The organism is Zobellella maritima (genome assembly GCF_003075035.1).
Classification (GTDB): Bacteria; Pseudomonadota; Gammaproteobacteria; order Enterobacterales; family Aeromonadaceae; genus Oceanimonas; species Oceanimonas maritima.
In genome coordinates this window covers 1,148,949-1,162,736 of record NZ_QCZE01000001.1, presented here as the reverse complement: position 1 = coordinate 1,162,736, position 13,788 = coordinate 1,148,949, and the positions used below count along the sequence as shown (strand labels likewise).

Annotated in this window: 12 protein-coding genes; 4 read left to right on the top strand and 8 right to left on the bottom strand. The window is 59.6% G+C overall.

The window, feature by feature from the left end; all coding sequences use genetic code 11:
- Positions 1 to 95: 95 nt before the first annotated feature.
- From DCS96_RS05320 to mtgA, 4 genes are all read right to left on the bottom strand, one after another.
- On the bottom strand, positions 96 to 728 hold the full coding sequence (locus DCS96_RS05320) for a 2OG-Fe(II) oxygenase (protein WP_116474538.1): 633 nt from the start codon (positions 726 to 728) through the stop codon (positions 96 to 98).
- A gap of 135 nt (positions 729 to 863) precedes the next feature.
- Positions 864 to 2,459: a cation:proton antiporter family protein gene (locus DCS96_RS05315; RefSeq protein ID WP_116473283.1), complete on the bottom strand. Its 1,596-nt coding sequence runs from the start codon at positions 2,457 to 2,459 to the stop codon at positions 864 to 866.
- A 20-nt stretch (positions 2,460 to 2,479) separates the two neighbouring features.
- The gene (locus DCS96_RS05310) at positions 2,480 to 3,232 is read right to left on the bottom strand and encodes an HAD-IIA family hydrolase (protein ID WP_116473282.1); all 753 of its coding nucleotides are present in this window, start codon (positions 3,230 to 3,232) and stop codon (positions 2,480 to 2,482) included.
- A 99-nt stretch (positions 3,233 to 3,331) separates the two neighbouring features.
- A complete protein-coding gene (gene mtgA, locus DCS96_RS05305; protein WP_116473281.1) occupies positions 3,332 to 4,006 on the bottom strand; it encodes a monofunctional biosynthetic peptidoglycan transglycosylase in 675 nt (224 codons plus the stop codon).
- Between the two features lie 170 nt (positions 4,007 to 4,176).
- Here mtgA and DCS96_RS05300 point away from each other — a divergent pair, with 170 nt between their 5' ends.
- The gene (locus DCS96_RS05300) at positions 4,177 to 5,190 is read left to right on the top strand and encodes an adenosine deaminase (RefSeq protein WP_116473280.1); all 1,014 of its coding nucleotides are present in this window, start codon (positions 4,177 to 4,179) and stop codon (positions 5,188 to 5,190) included.
- Between the two features lie 57 nt (positions 5,191 to 5,247).
- On the opposite strand, the gene DCS96_RS05295 is transcribed toward DCS96_RS05300, so the two are convergent.
- Positions 5,248 to 5,763, bottom strand: coding sequence for an ATP-dependent zinc protease family protein (locus tag DCS96_RS05295; RefSeq protein WP_232818185.1), 516 nt, complete (start codon positions 5,761 to 5,763; stop codon positions 5,248 to 5,250).
- A 122-nt stretch (positions 5,764 to 5,885) separates the two neighbouring features.
- On the opposite strand from DCS96_RS05295, the gene DCS96_RS05290 reads away from it, so the two are divergent.
- The 3 genes from DCS96_RS05290 (at position 5,886) to lpxM (ending at position 8,340) form a co-directional block, all read left to right on the top strand.
- Entirely contained in the window at positions 5,886 to 6,665 is a 780-nt protein-coding gene (locus tag DCS96_RS05290) for a DUF3025 domain-containing protein (RefSeq protein WP_116473279.1), read from the top strand.
- A complete protein-coding gene (locus tag DCS96_RS05285) occupies positions 6,662 to 7,264 on the top strand; it encodes a DUF924 family protein (RefSeq protein ID WP_116473278.1) in 603 nt (200 codons plus the stop codon). Before DCS96_RS05290 ends, DCS96_RS05285 begins: the two co-directional genes overlap by 4 nt.
- 107 nt (positions 7,265 to 7,371) lie before the next feature.
- Positions 7,372 to 8,340: a lauroyl-Kdo(2)-lipid IV(A) myristoyltransferase gene (gene lpxM / locus DCS96_RS05280; protein WP_116473277.1), complete on the top strand. Its 969-nt coding sequence runs from the start codon at positions 7,372 to 7,374 to the stop codon at positions 8,338 to 8,340.
- 211 nt (positions 8,341 to 8,551) lie between these two features.
- Here lpxM and DCS96_RS05275 read toward each other — a convergent pair whose 3' ends face one another.
- From DCS96_RS05275 to DCS96_RS05265, 3 genes are read right to left on the bottom strand one after another with little or no spacing between them, the layout of a single operon-like run.
- Entirely contained in the window at positions 8,552 to 10,228 is a 1,677-nt protein-coding gene (locus tag DCS96_RS05275) for a diguanylate cyclase (protein WP_116473276.1), read from the bottom strand.
- Positions 10,221 to 10,607, bottom strand: a complete 387-nt coding sequence (locus DCS96_RS05270; RefSeq protein WP_116473275.1) for a response regulator — start codon at positions 10,605 to 10,607, stop codon at positions 10,221 to 10,223. Before DCS96_RS05270 ends, DCS96_RS05275 begins: the two co-directional genes overlap by 8 nt.
- A 6-nt stretch (positions 10,608 to 10,613) precedes the next feature.
- Complete coding sequence (locus DCS96_RS05265; RefSeq protein ID WP_116473274.1) at positions 10,614 to 13,736, bottom strand: PAS domain S-box protein; 3,123 nt, start codon at positions 13,734 to 13,736, stop codon at positions 10,614 to 10,616.
- Positions 13,737 to 13,788 lie beyond the last annotated feature (52 nt).

Here is a 13,788-nt window from a genome sequence, read left to right as displayed (position 1 = left end):
AAAGGAACCTTTATGATAAATCCTTAATAAGATCCCTATTTAAATGATATTCATATATTTCATAGGCTGTTTTTTGATGTTTTTTTATTTTATGTTCAGCCGAGAGGGCCATCGACCCTGAACCAGCCGGCGATGCTGAGTCGGGTGCGCCTAGCGGGCAGTACCTCATGGGGAAACCGCTCCGATAAAAAGCATACCAGGGTGCCGGCCTGGGGCAGTACCTGCAGGATGGGGTGCCTGCCTTGTGGGTCATAAACCAGCAGTTCGCCGCCATCCTGCGCCTGCCACTCGGGGTTCAGGTAGGCGACCGTGGTCAGTCGTCGGTTACTGCGACCCCTGAAGGCATCCAGGTGTTTCTTGTAGAAGTCACCGGCCTGATACCGAGCGTAGTGGCATTCGTAGTCCTGCAGCCCCATAAACAGCTGGCGGTTCATCTGCTGCTGGATCTCGGCCATCAGCGCCAGATAGTCCTGCTGGGGGCGGCTGTGGCCGTTAATCCAGCAGGTCTTGTCGGTACGGATGCGGCTGTTGGTATGATGGGCCAGCTCCCGGCCAATGCCGGCCTGGCTCAGCCGGTGCTGCGGCAGGGCATGCACATCGTCCCGCAAGGCGTCAATCAGTGACGGCGCGAAAAAGTCGGGAAAAATCCCGATGCCTTGTTCGGCAATCGCATCGACCAGGGCATCGAGGGAAGTTCGGATCGGCAGGGCAGGGCAGCTCAGGGACATGACAAACGGACCTAGATAAAGATCCATCTGATATACGCCTGCAGCCCTGGCTTTTACAGCGAATTAATTTTTCGCCCAGGGTGAAAATATTAGGGTTAACCCTGCTGCCGCCCATCGAGGAAGGGTAACGGGACCCTACACCGCCCCCGTGGGTGAGGAAGGAACGTGGTTATTCAGCACGTGGCGGGCAAAGCCGCTGCCGGCCTCTTCATAGATGTTGAACACGGCGTCTATATCCAGTTCGCGCAAGGCGGCGGCCTCGTCGGGGAAGCGGACGATGGCCGCCACCTTGCCCTGGAATTCGGTATGGTGGATCTGCTCCAGGGCATAGAGGTTACCGGTGTGATTGGGCATGGCCAGGAGGATATATTCCAGTTGATCACCGATATTGGTCTTGTCCCAGAAGTCCGAGTCGGAGGCGTCGCCCTTGATCACGTTGAGCTGCAGTCCCTGCAACAACTCGATTTTCTTCTCGTCGCTGTCGATCCCCAGCAACTTCCCTTGATAGTGTTTCTCCAGCTCCATGTAGGCGCCCTGGCCGATGCGCCCCATGCCGACAATCAGTACCTTGGCACCTCCCAGCTCGATGGGCATGTCGTCCGGATGCAGGCGCAGCTTCTCCCTGGGGCGGAAGCGGCCTATCAGGCTGCGGTAGATGTTTTCGTTATGGCTGTTGAGCGGGGCCGAAACCACAAAGGAGACGGCAAGCGCGATCGAGGCGACGATCACCCAGTCGTTGCTGAGCAGGCCCTGTTTTGCCGCCAGGGCCGCCACGATCAGGCCGAACTCCGAATAGTTGGTCAGGCTGAAGGTGGCCAGCAGCGAGGTGCGGATACGCAGGCCACAGCCGTTGTAAAAGACGTAATAAATCAGGCTCTTCAGCGGCAGGACCAGCAGCAGGATGGCGGCCAGCCACAGGGTATCGGTGGTGGGCATGCCCTGGAGGCCGATATTGAGGAAAAAGGCCACCAGGAACAGCTCTTTCATATTGAAGAACGATTTGGCGAGGGAGGAGGAACTATGGTGGGAAGCCAGCATCATGCCGACCACCAGAGCCCCCAGATCTCCCTTCATGCCGACCAGTTCGAAGCCGCCGACGCCGACCACCAGCGCCAGGAAAACGGCGAACAGGATTTGTAATTCACCATGGCCCGCCCGCTCCAGCACCCGGAAGAACAGCGGGCGCAGTAGCGGCAGCAGCACCAGCAGCGACAGCGCCCAAGGGCTGGGCATCTTGCCGGTGGAGAAGGTCAGAAACGCCACCGCGAACAGGTCCTGCATGACCAGTACCCCGATGGCGATACGGCCATAGAAGGTGTTCATGTCACTGCGTTCTTCCAGCACCTTGACCGCAAATACTGTGCTGGAAAAACTCAGGGCAAAGCCCAGCAGCACCGCCTGGTCCCATTGCAGCTCCAGGGCCAGGCTGAGCCCGGCCCATTTCACCGCCATCAGGACCAGGGCGAACAGCCCGGTCGAGAGCAGGATATGACCGCTGGCGGTCCCCCAAACCTCGCGCTTGAGCAGGGTCTTGATGTTGAGTTTAAGGCCAATGCTGAACAACAGCAGGGTGACCCCCAGGTTGGCGAGGGTGTCCAGCACGGCGGTACTTTCATACCCCATGGCGTTAAGCACAAAGCCGGCTGCCAGAAAACCAATCAGCGGCGGTAGGTTAACCATATATACGGCCAGGCCGCAGCCAAAGGCGATAGCGATAAAGATAGGATCCATGAACCAGTCAGTATTTGTTGTTAGAAGAGGTCGATGTCGGCGACGGAGTTGTAAATATGCTGGGGACGGAACGGCATCTTGTCAATATCCGGCACCTGGCTGACACCGGTCAGCACCAGCACGGTTTCCAGACCTGCCTGAAAGCCGGCCAGGATATCGGTGCGCAGGTTGTCGCCGATGATCAGGGTGTTTTCCGAGTGGGCATCCATATGATTAAGCGCGGCGCGGACTATCCAGGCGCTGGGCTTGCCCACATAGAAGGGTTTCTTGCCGGTCATGCGCTCGATCGGTGCGCACAGGGCGCCACAGGCTGGGTGCATGTGTGGGCCGTGGGTGTCCGGATTGGTGGCGATAAAACGGGCACCGTTGGCAACGAATTTGGCCGCCATTTGGATCATGCTCCAGTTGTAGTTGCGGGTCTCGCCCACCACCACGAAATCCGGGTCGATATCGGTAATGGTAAAGCCGGCCTTGTACAGCTCGTGGATCAAGGCGCCTTCCCCGATGACATAGGCCTTTTCGCCGCTCTGGCGCTTGAGGAAGTCGGCGGTAGCCATGGCCGAGGTATAAAAACAGCTTTCGGGTACCTGGATGCCGGCAGAGTAAAAACGGTTTTGCAGATCTTTCGGGGTCTGGGCCGGGTAGTTGGTCAGGAACAGCAGATTCATTTCCTGCTCCAGCACCCGCTTGACGAAGAAGTCGGCGCCGGGGATCAGGTCGTTGTTGTGCAGGATAACGCCGTCGATATCGCAGATCAGATTGGTTTTTGTCATGCTTGTCCCTTTATTGTTCTTAAGTATTGGGTAAGGTGCCCGGTATCTACTCACTGTCAGGGCTGATTGTGACAGAACTATGACGAGAATACGGCCTGATCATGTCTTGATGCAATTCAACAAAGGGCCCAACTGACCCATACGACGCTGAATGATACCGGCCCGGCCCCGCACATAGGCGGAGGGCGCGCCGGCATTGAAGCGCCTGGGGTTGGGCAGCACCACCGCCAGCAGCGCCGCCTGGTGGGGACTCAGGTTGGCGGCCGAGGTATTGAAATAGGCGCGGGCCGCGGCCTCGGCCCCGTAAATACCCGGCCCCCATTCGGCAATGTTCAGATAGAGGGTGAGGATCCTGTCTTTGGGCAGAGTCAGTTCGAGCAGGGGCGTGTAGACGGCTTCCAGGGCCTTGCGGGTATAACTTCGCCCGGGCCAGAGGTAGAGATTCTTGGCGGTTTGCATGCTGATGGTGCTGCCGCCGCGCAGCTTGCCGTGGGCCTGAAACTCGCTCAGTACATCGCTGAATGCATGCCAGTCAAAGCCGTGATGACGGCAAAAGCGATTGTCTTCGGCGGCGATGACCGCCTTTTTCAGGTGGCTTGAAATGGCGTCCTGACCGCGCCAGTGTTTGCGCAGGCCTTCGCCCTCAAACAGGCGGATCACCATCAGTGGGGTGACGGGGACGGGCAGCACACGATAGGCGATGGTCACCAGCACGGGACCGGCCAGTAACAGGATACCCAGCCACAGCAATAATCGTTTTATCAGACGGAGCATTCAACTATCCATTCATGGCGTAAAGTACGGCAGCGGGCATTTTTGATCAGAAGTCGGGTGGTTGTCTGCAAAAGCGGCCGATCCTGGCCAATAAATGTCCCTTTTCTCCTCACGGGCGGGAGGTTTCTTTGGTATGTTTAAATAAAAACAGCCGAGTGGTGGAGGTTCATATGTCCGGGTTTATCGAAGGACTACCCAAGGTGGAGTTACATTTGCACATCGAAGGGACATTGGAGCCGGAGCTGGTGTTTGCCCTTGCCGAACGCAACAATGTCAAACTCGCCTATGCCGATCAAGCGGCACTCAAGGACGCCTATCAATTCAGTGATTTACAATCCTTTCTCGATATCTATTACCAGGGTTCCAGGGTACTGCTGAATGAGCAGGACTTTTTCGACATGACCTGGGCCTATCTGACCCGGGCCCATGCGGAGCAGGTTCGCCACACGGAAATTTTCTTCGATCCCCAGGCCCATACCGCACGCGGGGTGCCCTTTGCGGTGGTGATGTCGGGTATCCATCGGGCCCTGGAGCAGGCCAGACAGGAATGGGGCATGACCAGCCGGCTGATCATGTCTTTTTTGCGTCACCTGTCGGAGCAGGATGCGTTCGATACCCTGAAAGATGCCATGCCCTTCAAGGACAGGATCGCCGGTGTGGGTCTGGATTCATCGGAGCAGGGTAATCCACCGGCCAAATTCGGCCGGGTATACGCCGCCTGCCAGGAGCTGGGGTTCCGGTTGGTGGCCCACGCGGGCGAGGAGGGGCCGCCCCAGAACATCTGCGATGCCCTGGATATCCTTCAGGTCGAGCGTATCGACCACGGGGTGGCGGCTATCCGGGATCCGGATCTGGTGGCCCGGCTGGCGGCCGAACATGTGCCCCTGACCGTATGCCCTCTGTCCAATCTCAGACTCAGGGTAGTGGAGAAAATGTCCGATCACCCCCTGCTGCGGCTGTTGCAGGCGGGGGTCAAGGTGACCATCAATTCCGACGATCCGGCCTACTTTGGCGGATATATGAATGCCAATTACCAGGCGGTGCAGCAGGGGCTGGGCGCCAGCGACAGCCAACTGCTGGCGATGACCCTGAATGCGGTCAATGCCTGCTGGCTGTCGCCGGAAGAAAAGGCCCACTTGAGCAGGGACATCCTGGCCTATGGCCAGCGTTACGGGGTGTCGTAGGTGCCTGCGGGTGTCATGCCCTGCACGCCCGAAGGCCTGGCCCGTATGGCGACGGGCTCAGTCCTGTTCCAATACCGGCTGAACAAAGAGGCGGGAGGGATCGATTAAGATATCCCTGGCCATGAATTCCCGCCCGAGCAGTACCGGATAGTTCATGCGGGTCCGGTCCTTGAGGGTGAACTCCACGGTTTTTTCCAGGCTGCCGAGTCTGACATCCAGCATCACCACGGGGCGCCGGTCGAGCTTTTTGCTGTTGGCCTGGCGTATCCTGACGTACCGGCTGAGCGGCGCCTCCAGCTGCACCATATGCTTGTCGTGTTCAAAGTAGAAGCGGATCCAGGCTTGCTCGCCTTTTTTGAACTCCTCGATGCCGGTGGCACTCATGGATGAGGTCTTGGCGCCGGAATCGATGCGTGCCTTGAGCTTGTCATCCAGGGCCGGCAGCCAGATCCATTCGACCCGCCCCAGCAGCCATCTTTCACCCACCTTCAGAGTCTCCTCACCCTGTCCGGCTGCGAAGGCATAAGGCGACAACAAACTCACGGCGAGCACCAGGGCCGAGAACCATTTCATGACAGCACTCCTAAATTATGACCGGGTCGAAAAGCGGCGCTATATTACACAAGGCCAATCCGGTTAGCCAGCGCGAGCCAGGCAGGGTATTCTTGGGCGTTTTCAACCACTAGTAGCCTGATATGCTTTGGGATCCCGATTTTATTGACCGAAACCCGATTCTCGGACAGCTGAGCCCCTTGCTGTCGCCCATGCCCTGGCGACAATGGCCCTCTGTGGGTCAGCTAAACCGGTTCCGGGCCGGGGAAATACCGGTGACCTTTATCGATGATAGTGCCTTTATGGACATGGGGCATTATTATGAAGAAGCGGTGGCCACAGGGCAGGTGCCGACCCGCGAGCAGAACTGGCATGATTTCTTCGGTGCCGTCATCTGGTGGCAGTTTCCCCGTACCAAGGCCTTGCTCAATCGTCAGCATATGGAGGATATCCAGCGGATGGGGGTGAAATCCCGTACTCCCAGGCGTGATCGCCTCACCCATTTCGATGAATGTGGCCTGGTGCTGGTGGCGCCCGACCAACAAGAGCTGGAAACCCTGTTGCGGGAACACGACTGGCACGGCCTGTTTCTGGAAAAGCGGTCGCGTTGGCAGCGGGACTGGTTGCCCTTTGTGTTCGGTCATGCCCTCTATGAGCAGGCGCTGGCGCCGTTTATCGGCCTGACCGGAAAATGCCTGGTGCTGCAGGCGGAGGCCGGGTTTTATCGGCTGTCGCCCCCGGAGCAGTACCAATGGCTGGATCAGGCACTGGCCGATACCATAAACAGCCGGGATATATTTTCACGGCCCAGACCATTGCTGCCCTTGCCGTTATTGGGCATACCCGGCTGGTGGCCGGCCAACGAGCAGCCGGAATTTTACGCCAACACCGACTATTTCAGACCGAAAAGGAACCGGATATGACCCCCGCAACCGTTATACGATTCTGGTTTGGTGAGCAGCCGTCAGGCATCAGTGAGCGGGTTTATCAAAAGCGATGGTTTGCCGGTGGCCCCGCATTCGACCGGGAAATCGTCAGCCGCTTTGGTGGCCTGCTGGAGCAGGCGCTGGCAGGGGAGCTCGACGGCTGGGCCGAACATCCGCAAGGACGCCTGGCGCTGGTATTGCTCCTGGATCAATTCACCCGCAATGCCTATCGTCGTGACCCACGGGCGTTTGCTGGGGACACCAGGGCGACCTCGCTGGTGCTCGACGCGCTGGCCAAGGGGGAGGATAAGGCGCTGACCTTGTCGGAGCGGCTGTTCTTCTATCTGCCCCTGGAACATGCGGAGGATCTGGCCTGCCAGTGCCTGAGTGTGGCCTGCTTCGAGTCCCTGGCAGGGGCCTTTCCCGCCGCGCACCGCTCCATGGGTCAACAGGCACTGGATTATGCCCGGCGGCACCTGGATATCATTTATCGCTTCGGACGTTTTCCTCACCGAAATGCCATCTTGGGGCGGGCAGACACCGAGCAGGAGTCCCGATGGCTGGCCGAAGGGGGCGAGCGATTCGGCCAGGGGTGATCTCAACGCGATTTTTTTCTACACTGCGCCCCCCTGGATGCCTGTGCCGGTGCGTGGAGCCGGTCGGAATACAGGCCGATATTCAATTTTTTGTTAAGGATGTTGTTATGTCCGGGCATGATCCCGTATTTGATTTGCGCTTTAAATCCGTGTTTCTGCACCCCAAATACTGGGGTACCTGGCTGGCTCTGGGGGCGCTCTGGCTGCTGGCCTGGGTACCGGTGCGTGCGCGCGACGCCTTTGCCGGCGCCCTGGCACCGATGGTGGTCAGGCTGGCGAAGAAACAGTGCTATATCGCGCGCACCAATATCGGCCTGTGTTTCCCACAGCTGACCCCGACCGAGGTGGAGGCCATGCTGCTGAACTCGGTACGCACCGGGCTGATGGGCTTTTTCGGTTACGGCGCCTGGACGGCGCGCAGCAAGGCTTATCTGCAGGGGCGCTTCAAGATACAGGGGCAGGAACACCTGGATGCCTGCCTGGCGCAGGACGAGAAGGTGATTTTCCTGATGCCCCATACCTGGACCATAGACGCCGGTGGTGTCTATTTAAGCTCATTGGGGTTGCCCATATGTACCATGATGCACAGCGCCAAGAATGAGTTGTTCGACTGGTTTATCAATATGCAGCGTGCCCGTTTCGGCGGCATCATCTATGAGCGGGAAGCCGGTATCAAGGCGGTGATCAAGAGTATCAGGGAGGGCAATAACTTCGGTTACCTGCCGGATCAGGATCATGGCCGGGAAGCCAGCCTGTTCGTGCCCTTCTTCGCCGAGATGAAGGCTACCCTGCCGGCGCTGCCCAAGCTGGTGAGGCTGACCGGCGCCAAGGTGTTGCCGGTGTTGTGCATCTACAACACAGAAGCGCATCGCTACGAGCTACTGATCCACCCGCCGATGGCGCCCTATCCGAGCGGTGACATCACCAGGGATACCCGGGCCATGAATGCGGAAATCGAGGCCCTGTTGCAGGATTGGCCCGAGCAATACATGTGGTTCCTGAAATATTTTCAGACCCAGGTTGACTCGGATGAAGGCCGCTATGAGGCCGGTATTCGCAGGATCAGGGGGCGTTGATGGCCTGGCTGGACTACCTGTTGATGGTGACGCTCGGCCTGGTCGTGCTTTGGCTGGTCGGTAAGTGTGACGACTGGCTGATCGCCCGGGAAAAACGGGCAGGCCGGCCCTGAGCCATATCGGCGGATCATCCACCGCCTCCTTGATGCGTTGCAAGGCCGGGTTTGCTACTGGGAAACGCCCGAGCAGACGGTAACATGGCCTGGTTTGTTCAGGCACTGTGCTCGGGGCCGGGGGGATCATGGGGAGCGGCGATTCTGGTCTGGTTCCGGCCCCCATGCTTGGCCATGTACAGGGCCCGATCGGCATGGGCAAGCAGCTTGGCGCCTATGTCGGCCGGGAAGGAAACCGTGCAGGCCAGGCCCACGGACAGGGTGCAGGTAAAGCCGGTGTCTCCCTGGCTGAAAGGAAGCTGGGCGAAGTCCTGACGGATCTTGTCCATGATGCGATGGGCCGAAGCGGCGTCACATCCCGGCAGCACGGCGAGAAACTCTTCACCGCCGTAACGTCCGATAATATCGGTGCGGCGCAACCGCTGACGCAGCAGCATGGCGACGGCGGAGATCACCACATCGCCGGTGGCATGGCCATAGCTGTCATTGACGTGCTTGAAGAAGTCGATATCCAGCATCGCCAGGGTAATCGGGTAGCCGTCACGGTGGGCATTGGCGAGCGCCATGTCCACGGCCTCCTTGATGGTGGCGTGCTTGAGCAGGCCGGTCAGGCTGTCCTGGTTGATCTGGGACATCAGTACCCGGGCTCGCTTGACCCGCACGCGCACCGCCGCCACCAGTTGCGCATCCGAGATGGGCTTGGTCAGAAAGTCATCGGCGCCGGACTGCAGGGCCTTTATCTGGCGCCCCAGGTCGGTCTCCGCCGACAGATAGACAATGGGCAGCCCGGTCCAGTTGTCATGCTGGCGCAAAACTCCTGCCAGCTCGGGCCCCGAATAGTCGGGCATATAGAGATCCATCAGGATAAGCTCGGGGCGGAATGAAAAAACCGTTTCCGCAACCAGCTCCGGTTGTTGCAGGATGTCGACCGTCATGCCGGCGTGCTCGAGCACCAGCCGATAGTGGTCGGCGAGCAGTTGATCATCTTCGACTATCAGTACCCGTTCCGGTGGCGATGCCCGGTTTTCCAGGATACGGCTGATACGGTTGACCAGACGGGGCATGGCTATGGGCTTGAGGATGTAGCCTTCGGCCCCCAGTTTTGCGGCCCGGACCCGGGACTGAAAATCATTCCGTTCCGAAATGATGATAAGCGGGCAGGCAAGGGCGGCCAGCCTGGTCAGCGGCTGCTTCGTGCCATGGACGCCGTCCGCTTCGAGTATCATGTCGAGCAGCAGGATATCGGGTATATCATGGATGCAGGCTTGGTCGGCCTCTGCCAGCCAGCAGAAACGGGTCACCCGGTAGCCAAAAGAGGCAAGCTGCTCGACCAGCGTGGCGGCGAGCTGCGGGTCGTCTTCGACCAGCCAGAGGTGAACCCGCTCTTGTCGTGGTAAGGGATGCGACAGGCCGACCCAAGCCGCCCCGCTACGGCATCTGGGCCTGCCGAGCTCCGCGAGGGTACCTATCTCGCCGGCAAATGCCGCCAGTTCGGCCTGGTTGGGGAGGGGGCTGTCCAGCCAGAGCTGTATCTGCCGCTCCAGCCGGCGGGCATGGTGACTCAGCTCTGGCAGGCCGAAGCTGCCGCCGGAGCCTGCCAGCTTGTGCAAGCGGTGCAGCAGCCTGCCGAGGGTGTCTGCTATCTGGGGTGCCTGCGGCAGCCGGGCAGCCAGACAGCGAAGCTCTGCCAGCTCTTTCGGCAGCCGCGCCAGATAATCTTCACGCAATGCCTGCAACCGGGCCAGGGCCTGCCGTTGCTGTTCATTTTCAGCCATGGTGATGTTCCCAGATGTTTCTCACTTCATCGGCCAGGGTCATGGGATCAAACGGCTTGGCGATCACATCCAGGGCCCCGAGTGCTTTCAGCTCGGCGATTTCACCGGGTTGTACCTTGGCGGTCATGAATGCGACCGGTATGTCGGCCAGTTCAGGCTGGTCGCGTAGGGCCCTGAAGGTCGTCGGGCCGTCCATTTCCGGCATCATCACATCCAGCAGTATTATGTCCGGTGCAAAGCCGACCGCCTGCGCCATTGCTTCGGCTCCCGAAGAACAGATCCTGACGGTGAATCCACCGACCATTTCCAATGCCAGCTGGGCGATGGCCTGAATATCGGGTTCATCCTCGACATACAATACCCGTTGTAACATCTTCATTGATGATCACCTTTTTAATGTGGGGGGGAGGCGGTGACGGATGTTTTCGATCAGTTGCTGGGGTGATATCCGGGATTTCAACAGCACGGCTTCAACCTGACCGGCAGCCTGAGGACTGGGTTGGTCACCGGAGAGGACCACCACCCGTGCGCCAGGTTGGCGCCGACGAATTTCCGGCAGTAATTCCCAGCCCGAGCCGTCGGGCAGCCCCAGATCGAGGATAACCACATCGAAGCTTTCCATGGCCAGACGCCGGCTGGCCTGTGACAGGCTGGTGGCGAGCCGGAACGTGAAACGCGATCCCGCCATGGCATGGATAACCTGGTGCAGATCCCGGTCGTCCTCAATATGCAGTATGCGCAGCCGGGTGTCGGTCTGCGCCGGGATAAGACGGTCGACGGCCTCGATTAGGCGGTGCTCATCGATGGGTTTGGCCAGCCAGTCGATGTCGGTATGCTGGCCATTCAGCGACAGCCTGCCTTCCTCCATCTTGGCGGACACTACGATGACCGGAATTTCAGCCGTGGTCGGGGTGTGCTTCAGGCGGCGTATGATGTCCAGTCCACCGATATCCGGCAGCATCAGATCCAGGGTGATGGCATCAAAATGCCGTTGGGTGAGTGCCTTCAGCGCATCCGCTCCCGAGTAGGCGATCTCGGTCAGATAACCGGCCCGAGTGAGCATCTGCGACAGCAGCTCGGCAATATCCGGCTCGTCCTCGACCACCAGCAGCCGCGGGGCCGGAAGCTGGGGGCCGGGCCCGGTCTCGATATGCCGGGCCGGCTGTGGCCTCAGGGGCAGTTCAAAGTAAAAACAGCTGCCTTGCCCGGGCTGTGAGTCGAAGCCGATGTGGCCGTTCATGCGGCTGATCAGTTCCCGGCAAATGGCCAGCCCCAGTCCGGTTCCCCCCTTGAGGCGGGTGTCGGAACTGTCGGCCTGGGAGAACTTGTCGAAGACCCGGGGCTGAAATTCGAGCGGAATGCCCGGGCCCTGATCGGTGATGGAAACCCGGACCCGGCTCTGCTCCACCCGAGTACTGACGGTGACCAGGCCTTGGTCAGGAGAGTACTTGATGGCGTTGGACAACAGATTGGTCAGTAGCTGCATCAGCCGCTGGCTGTCGACCATGACCTGCAGCTCGCCGGGATCTGTGTCCAGTTCCAGCCTGATATGACGGTCGAGGCAATAAGTGAGGTTGGCCTGGATGGCCTGTTCAAGCAGGGGGCGCAGCGGTTGTGGCTGCAAATCGAAAGGGACCTTGCCGGCAGCGAGCTTTTCGATATCAAGCAGATCATTGATCAAGTAGGTCAGACGCTTGCTGTTGTTATGGGCGATACCAATCATGTTTTGTGCCTGCTCGGGAAGCTCGCCCAGCGCCCCGCCGGTGACCAGCCCCAGCGCCCCGGAAATGGAGGTCAGCGGAGTACGCAGCTCGTGGCTGACGGTGGAGACAAACTCGCTCTTCATTTGTTCCAGCCGCTTGCGTTCGGTGATGTCGCGCATCATGGCCACATAATGCGGCCGTCCGGCCCGGTGCACCTGCCACAGGGTCAATTCCATGGGGAAGACGGAGCCATCTCTGCGTCGGCCATCGGTTTCCCGATCAATGCTCAGCAGGCGCAGCGAATCCGACTCGAACGAGGCGTCATCGGGGTGGTCGGGCAGGAGCCGCCCTATGCTGTGCATCATCAATTCCTCACCCCGGTAGCCGAACATGGCTTCCGCGGCAGGATTGACGGACAGGATACGGGCCGATTCATCGAGGGTTAGCATGCCGTCGATCATGTTGCTGAGGATGGCCTGGGTGTAGTCGGCCTGCTCCCTGAGCGCGATCTCCGCCTGTTTGCGTTCGGTCATGTCCTGCAGCAAGCCGTGGATCCGCACGCAACTGCCCTGCTCAAAGACCGGCAGGCCAATGATCCGCACCGCCCGTTGCCGTGCCTGGGCGGTGAGGATGTTGAGCTCTATGTCATAGGACCGGCCGTGCTCAATGGCGGCATTAAAGGCCGCCGTAATCGCCTCTCTGTCGGCGCCCGCCGGATAGAAGGCGAGGGTGTTGTTTACATCCGGCCGGAAGTCGGCATCGACCTGGTATATCTCCCGGGTCATCCTGCTCCAGCTGATATGGTTGCCGGCGAGATCCACTTCCCAGGTGCCGATACGGGCGGCTTCGCTGGACTTCTCCAGCAATTCATAGGCGTGCTCCAGGGCCTGTTCCGCCTGTTTCTGGGCGCTGATATCCATATGCAGGCCGGACATCAGCCAGGGTTTGTCATCGGCGGTCCATCTGACAACCCGCCCCCTGTCCTGTACCCAGACCCAGTGGCCGTCCTTGTGTTTCAGGCGATATTGTACATCGACGCTGTCCTGTTGATGACAGAAGTGCTGGTGCAACTGGCGGCTGACCTGCTCCCTGTCGTCCGGGTGGCAGAGCCCGGCCCAGGTCTCCATGCTGATCGGCGCCAGTTCGGCCAGGGAATAGCCGAGCATGGTGGCCCAGCGTTCATTGAGGCGGATCCGGCCGGTCTGTATCTGCCATTCCCAGGTACCGCACCGGGTGCTGTCGATCAGGGTGCGCAGCCGCTGCCCGTTGAGCAGCAGTTGCTGCTGCTGACGGCCGAGGCGCCGCTCCTGTTGCTTGACCTGGATAAACTTGATCTGATCATCCACGCAATCGGCAAAATCGCGCAAGGTCGCCAGTGCCGCGTTATCCAGCTGTCGGGGGCTGTGGTCCAGCAGACACAGGGTACCGATACGCAGGCCGCAGGGGCTGTGCAGGGGAGCACCGGCATAGAAACGAATAAAGGGCGCCTTCATGACCAGGGGATTGTCATGGAAGCGGGGATCAATGCGGGCATCCGGGATCTGGAAAATGGCGTCTTCCAGGATGGCATGGCCGCTAAAGGAAATATCCCGGGGGGTTTCTCGGGCATCCAGTCCCTGGCGGGACTTGAACCACTGGCGATGCCTGTCGACCAGGGAGATCAGCACTGTCTGACATCCGAAGTGCTGTTGCGCCAGCCGCGTCAGACGATCGAAACGGGCCTCGGCGGGGGTGTCGAGCAGTTCTGTCGTCAGCAGCGCCTCGAGCCGTTCGGGCTCATTGGCGGGGGTAGCCGGTGTCTTCATGATCCAGCTCCGCTTGAATAAATTATTTAGGTTAGCACCAATAACGGAGGGG

Bases quoted from the DNA above. Each gene is read 5' to 3' on its own strand.
- DCS96_RS05270 (WP_116473275.1), bottom strand. From the start codon at position 10,607: ATGAAGATGTTACAACGGGTATTGTATGTCGAGGATGAACCCGATATT.
- mtgA (WP_116473281.1), bottom strand. From the start codon at position 4,006: ATGCTCCGTCTGATAAAACGATTATTGCTGTGGCTGGGTATCCTGTTA.
- DCS96_RS05265 (WP_116473274.1), bottom strand. From the start codon at position 13,736: ATGAAGACACCGGCTACCCCCGCCAATGAGCCCGAACGGCTCGAGGCG.
- DCS96_RS05275 (WP_116473276.1), bottom strand. From the start codon at position 10,228: ATGGCTGAAAATGAACAGCAACGGCAGGCCCTGGCCCGGTTGCAGGCA.
- DCS96_RS05300 (WP_116473280.1), top strand. From the start codon at position 4,177: ATGTCCGGGTTTATCGAAGGACTACCCAAGGTGGAGTTACATTTGCAC.
- DCS96_RS05315 (WP_116473283.1), bottom strand. From the start codon at position 2,459: ATGGATCCTATCTTTATCGCTATCGCCTTTGGCTGCGGCCTGGCCGTA.
- DCS96_RS05320 (WP_116474538.1), bottom strand. From the start codon at position 728: ATGTCCCTGAGCTGCCCTGCCCTGCCGATCCGAACTTCCCTCGATGCC.
- lpxM (WP_116473277.1), top strand. From the start codon at position 7,372: ATGTCCGGGCATGATCCCGTATTTGATTTGCGCTTTAAATCCGTGTTT.
- DCS96_RS05295 (WP_232818185.1), bottom strand. From the start codon at position 5,763: ATGAAATGGTTCTCGGCCCTGGTGCTCGCCGTGAGTTTGTTGTCGCCT.
- DCS96_RS05310 (WP_116473282.1), bottom strand. From the start codon at position 3,232: ATGACAAAAACCAATCTGATCTGCGATATCGACGGCGTTATCCTGCAC.
- DCS96_RS05290 (WP_116473279.1), top strand. From the start codon at position 5,886: ATGCTTTGGGATCCCGATTTTATTGACCGAAACCCGATTCTCGGACAG.
- DCS96_RS05285 (WP_116473278.1), top strand. From the start codon at position 6,662: ATGACCCCCGCAACCGTTATACGATTCTGGTTTGGTGAGCAGCCGTCA.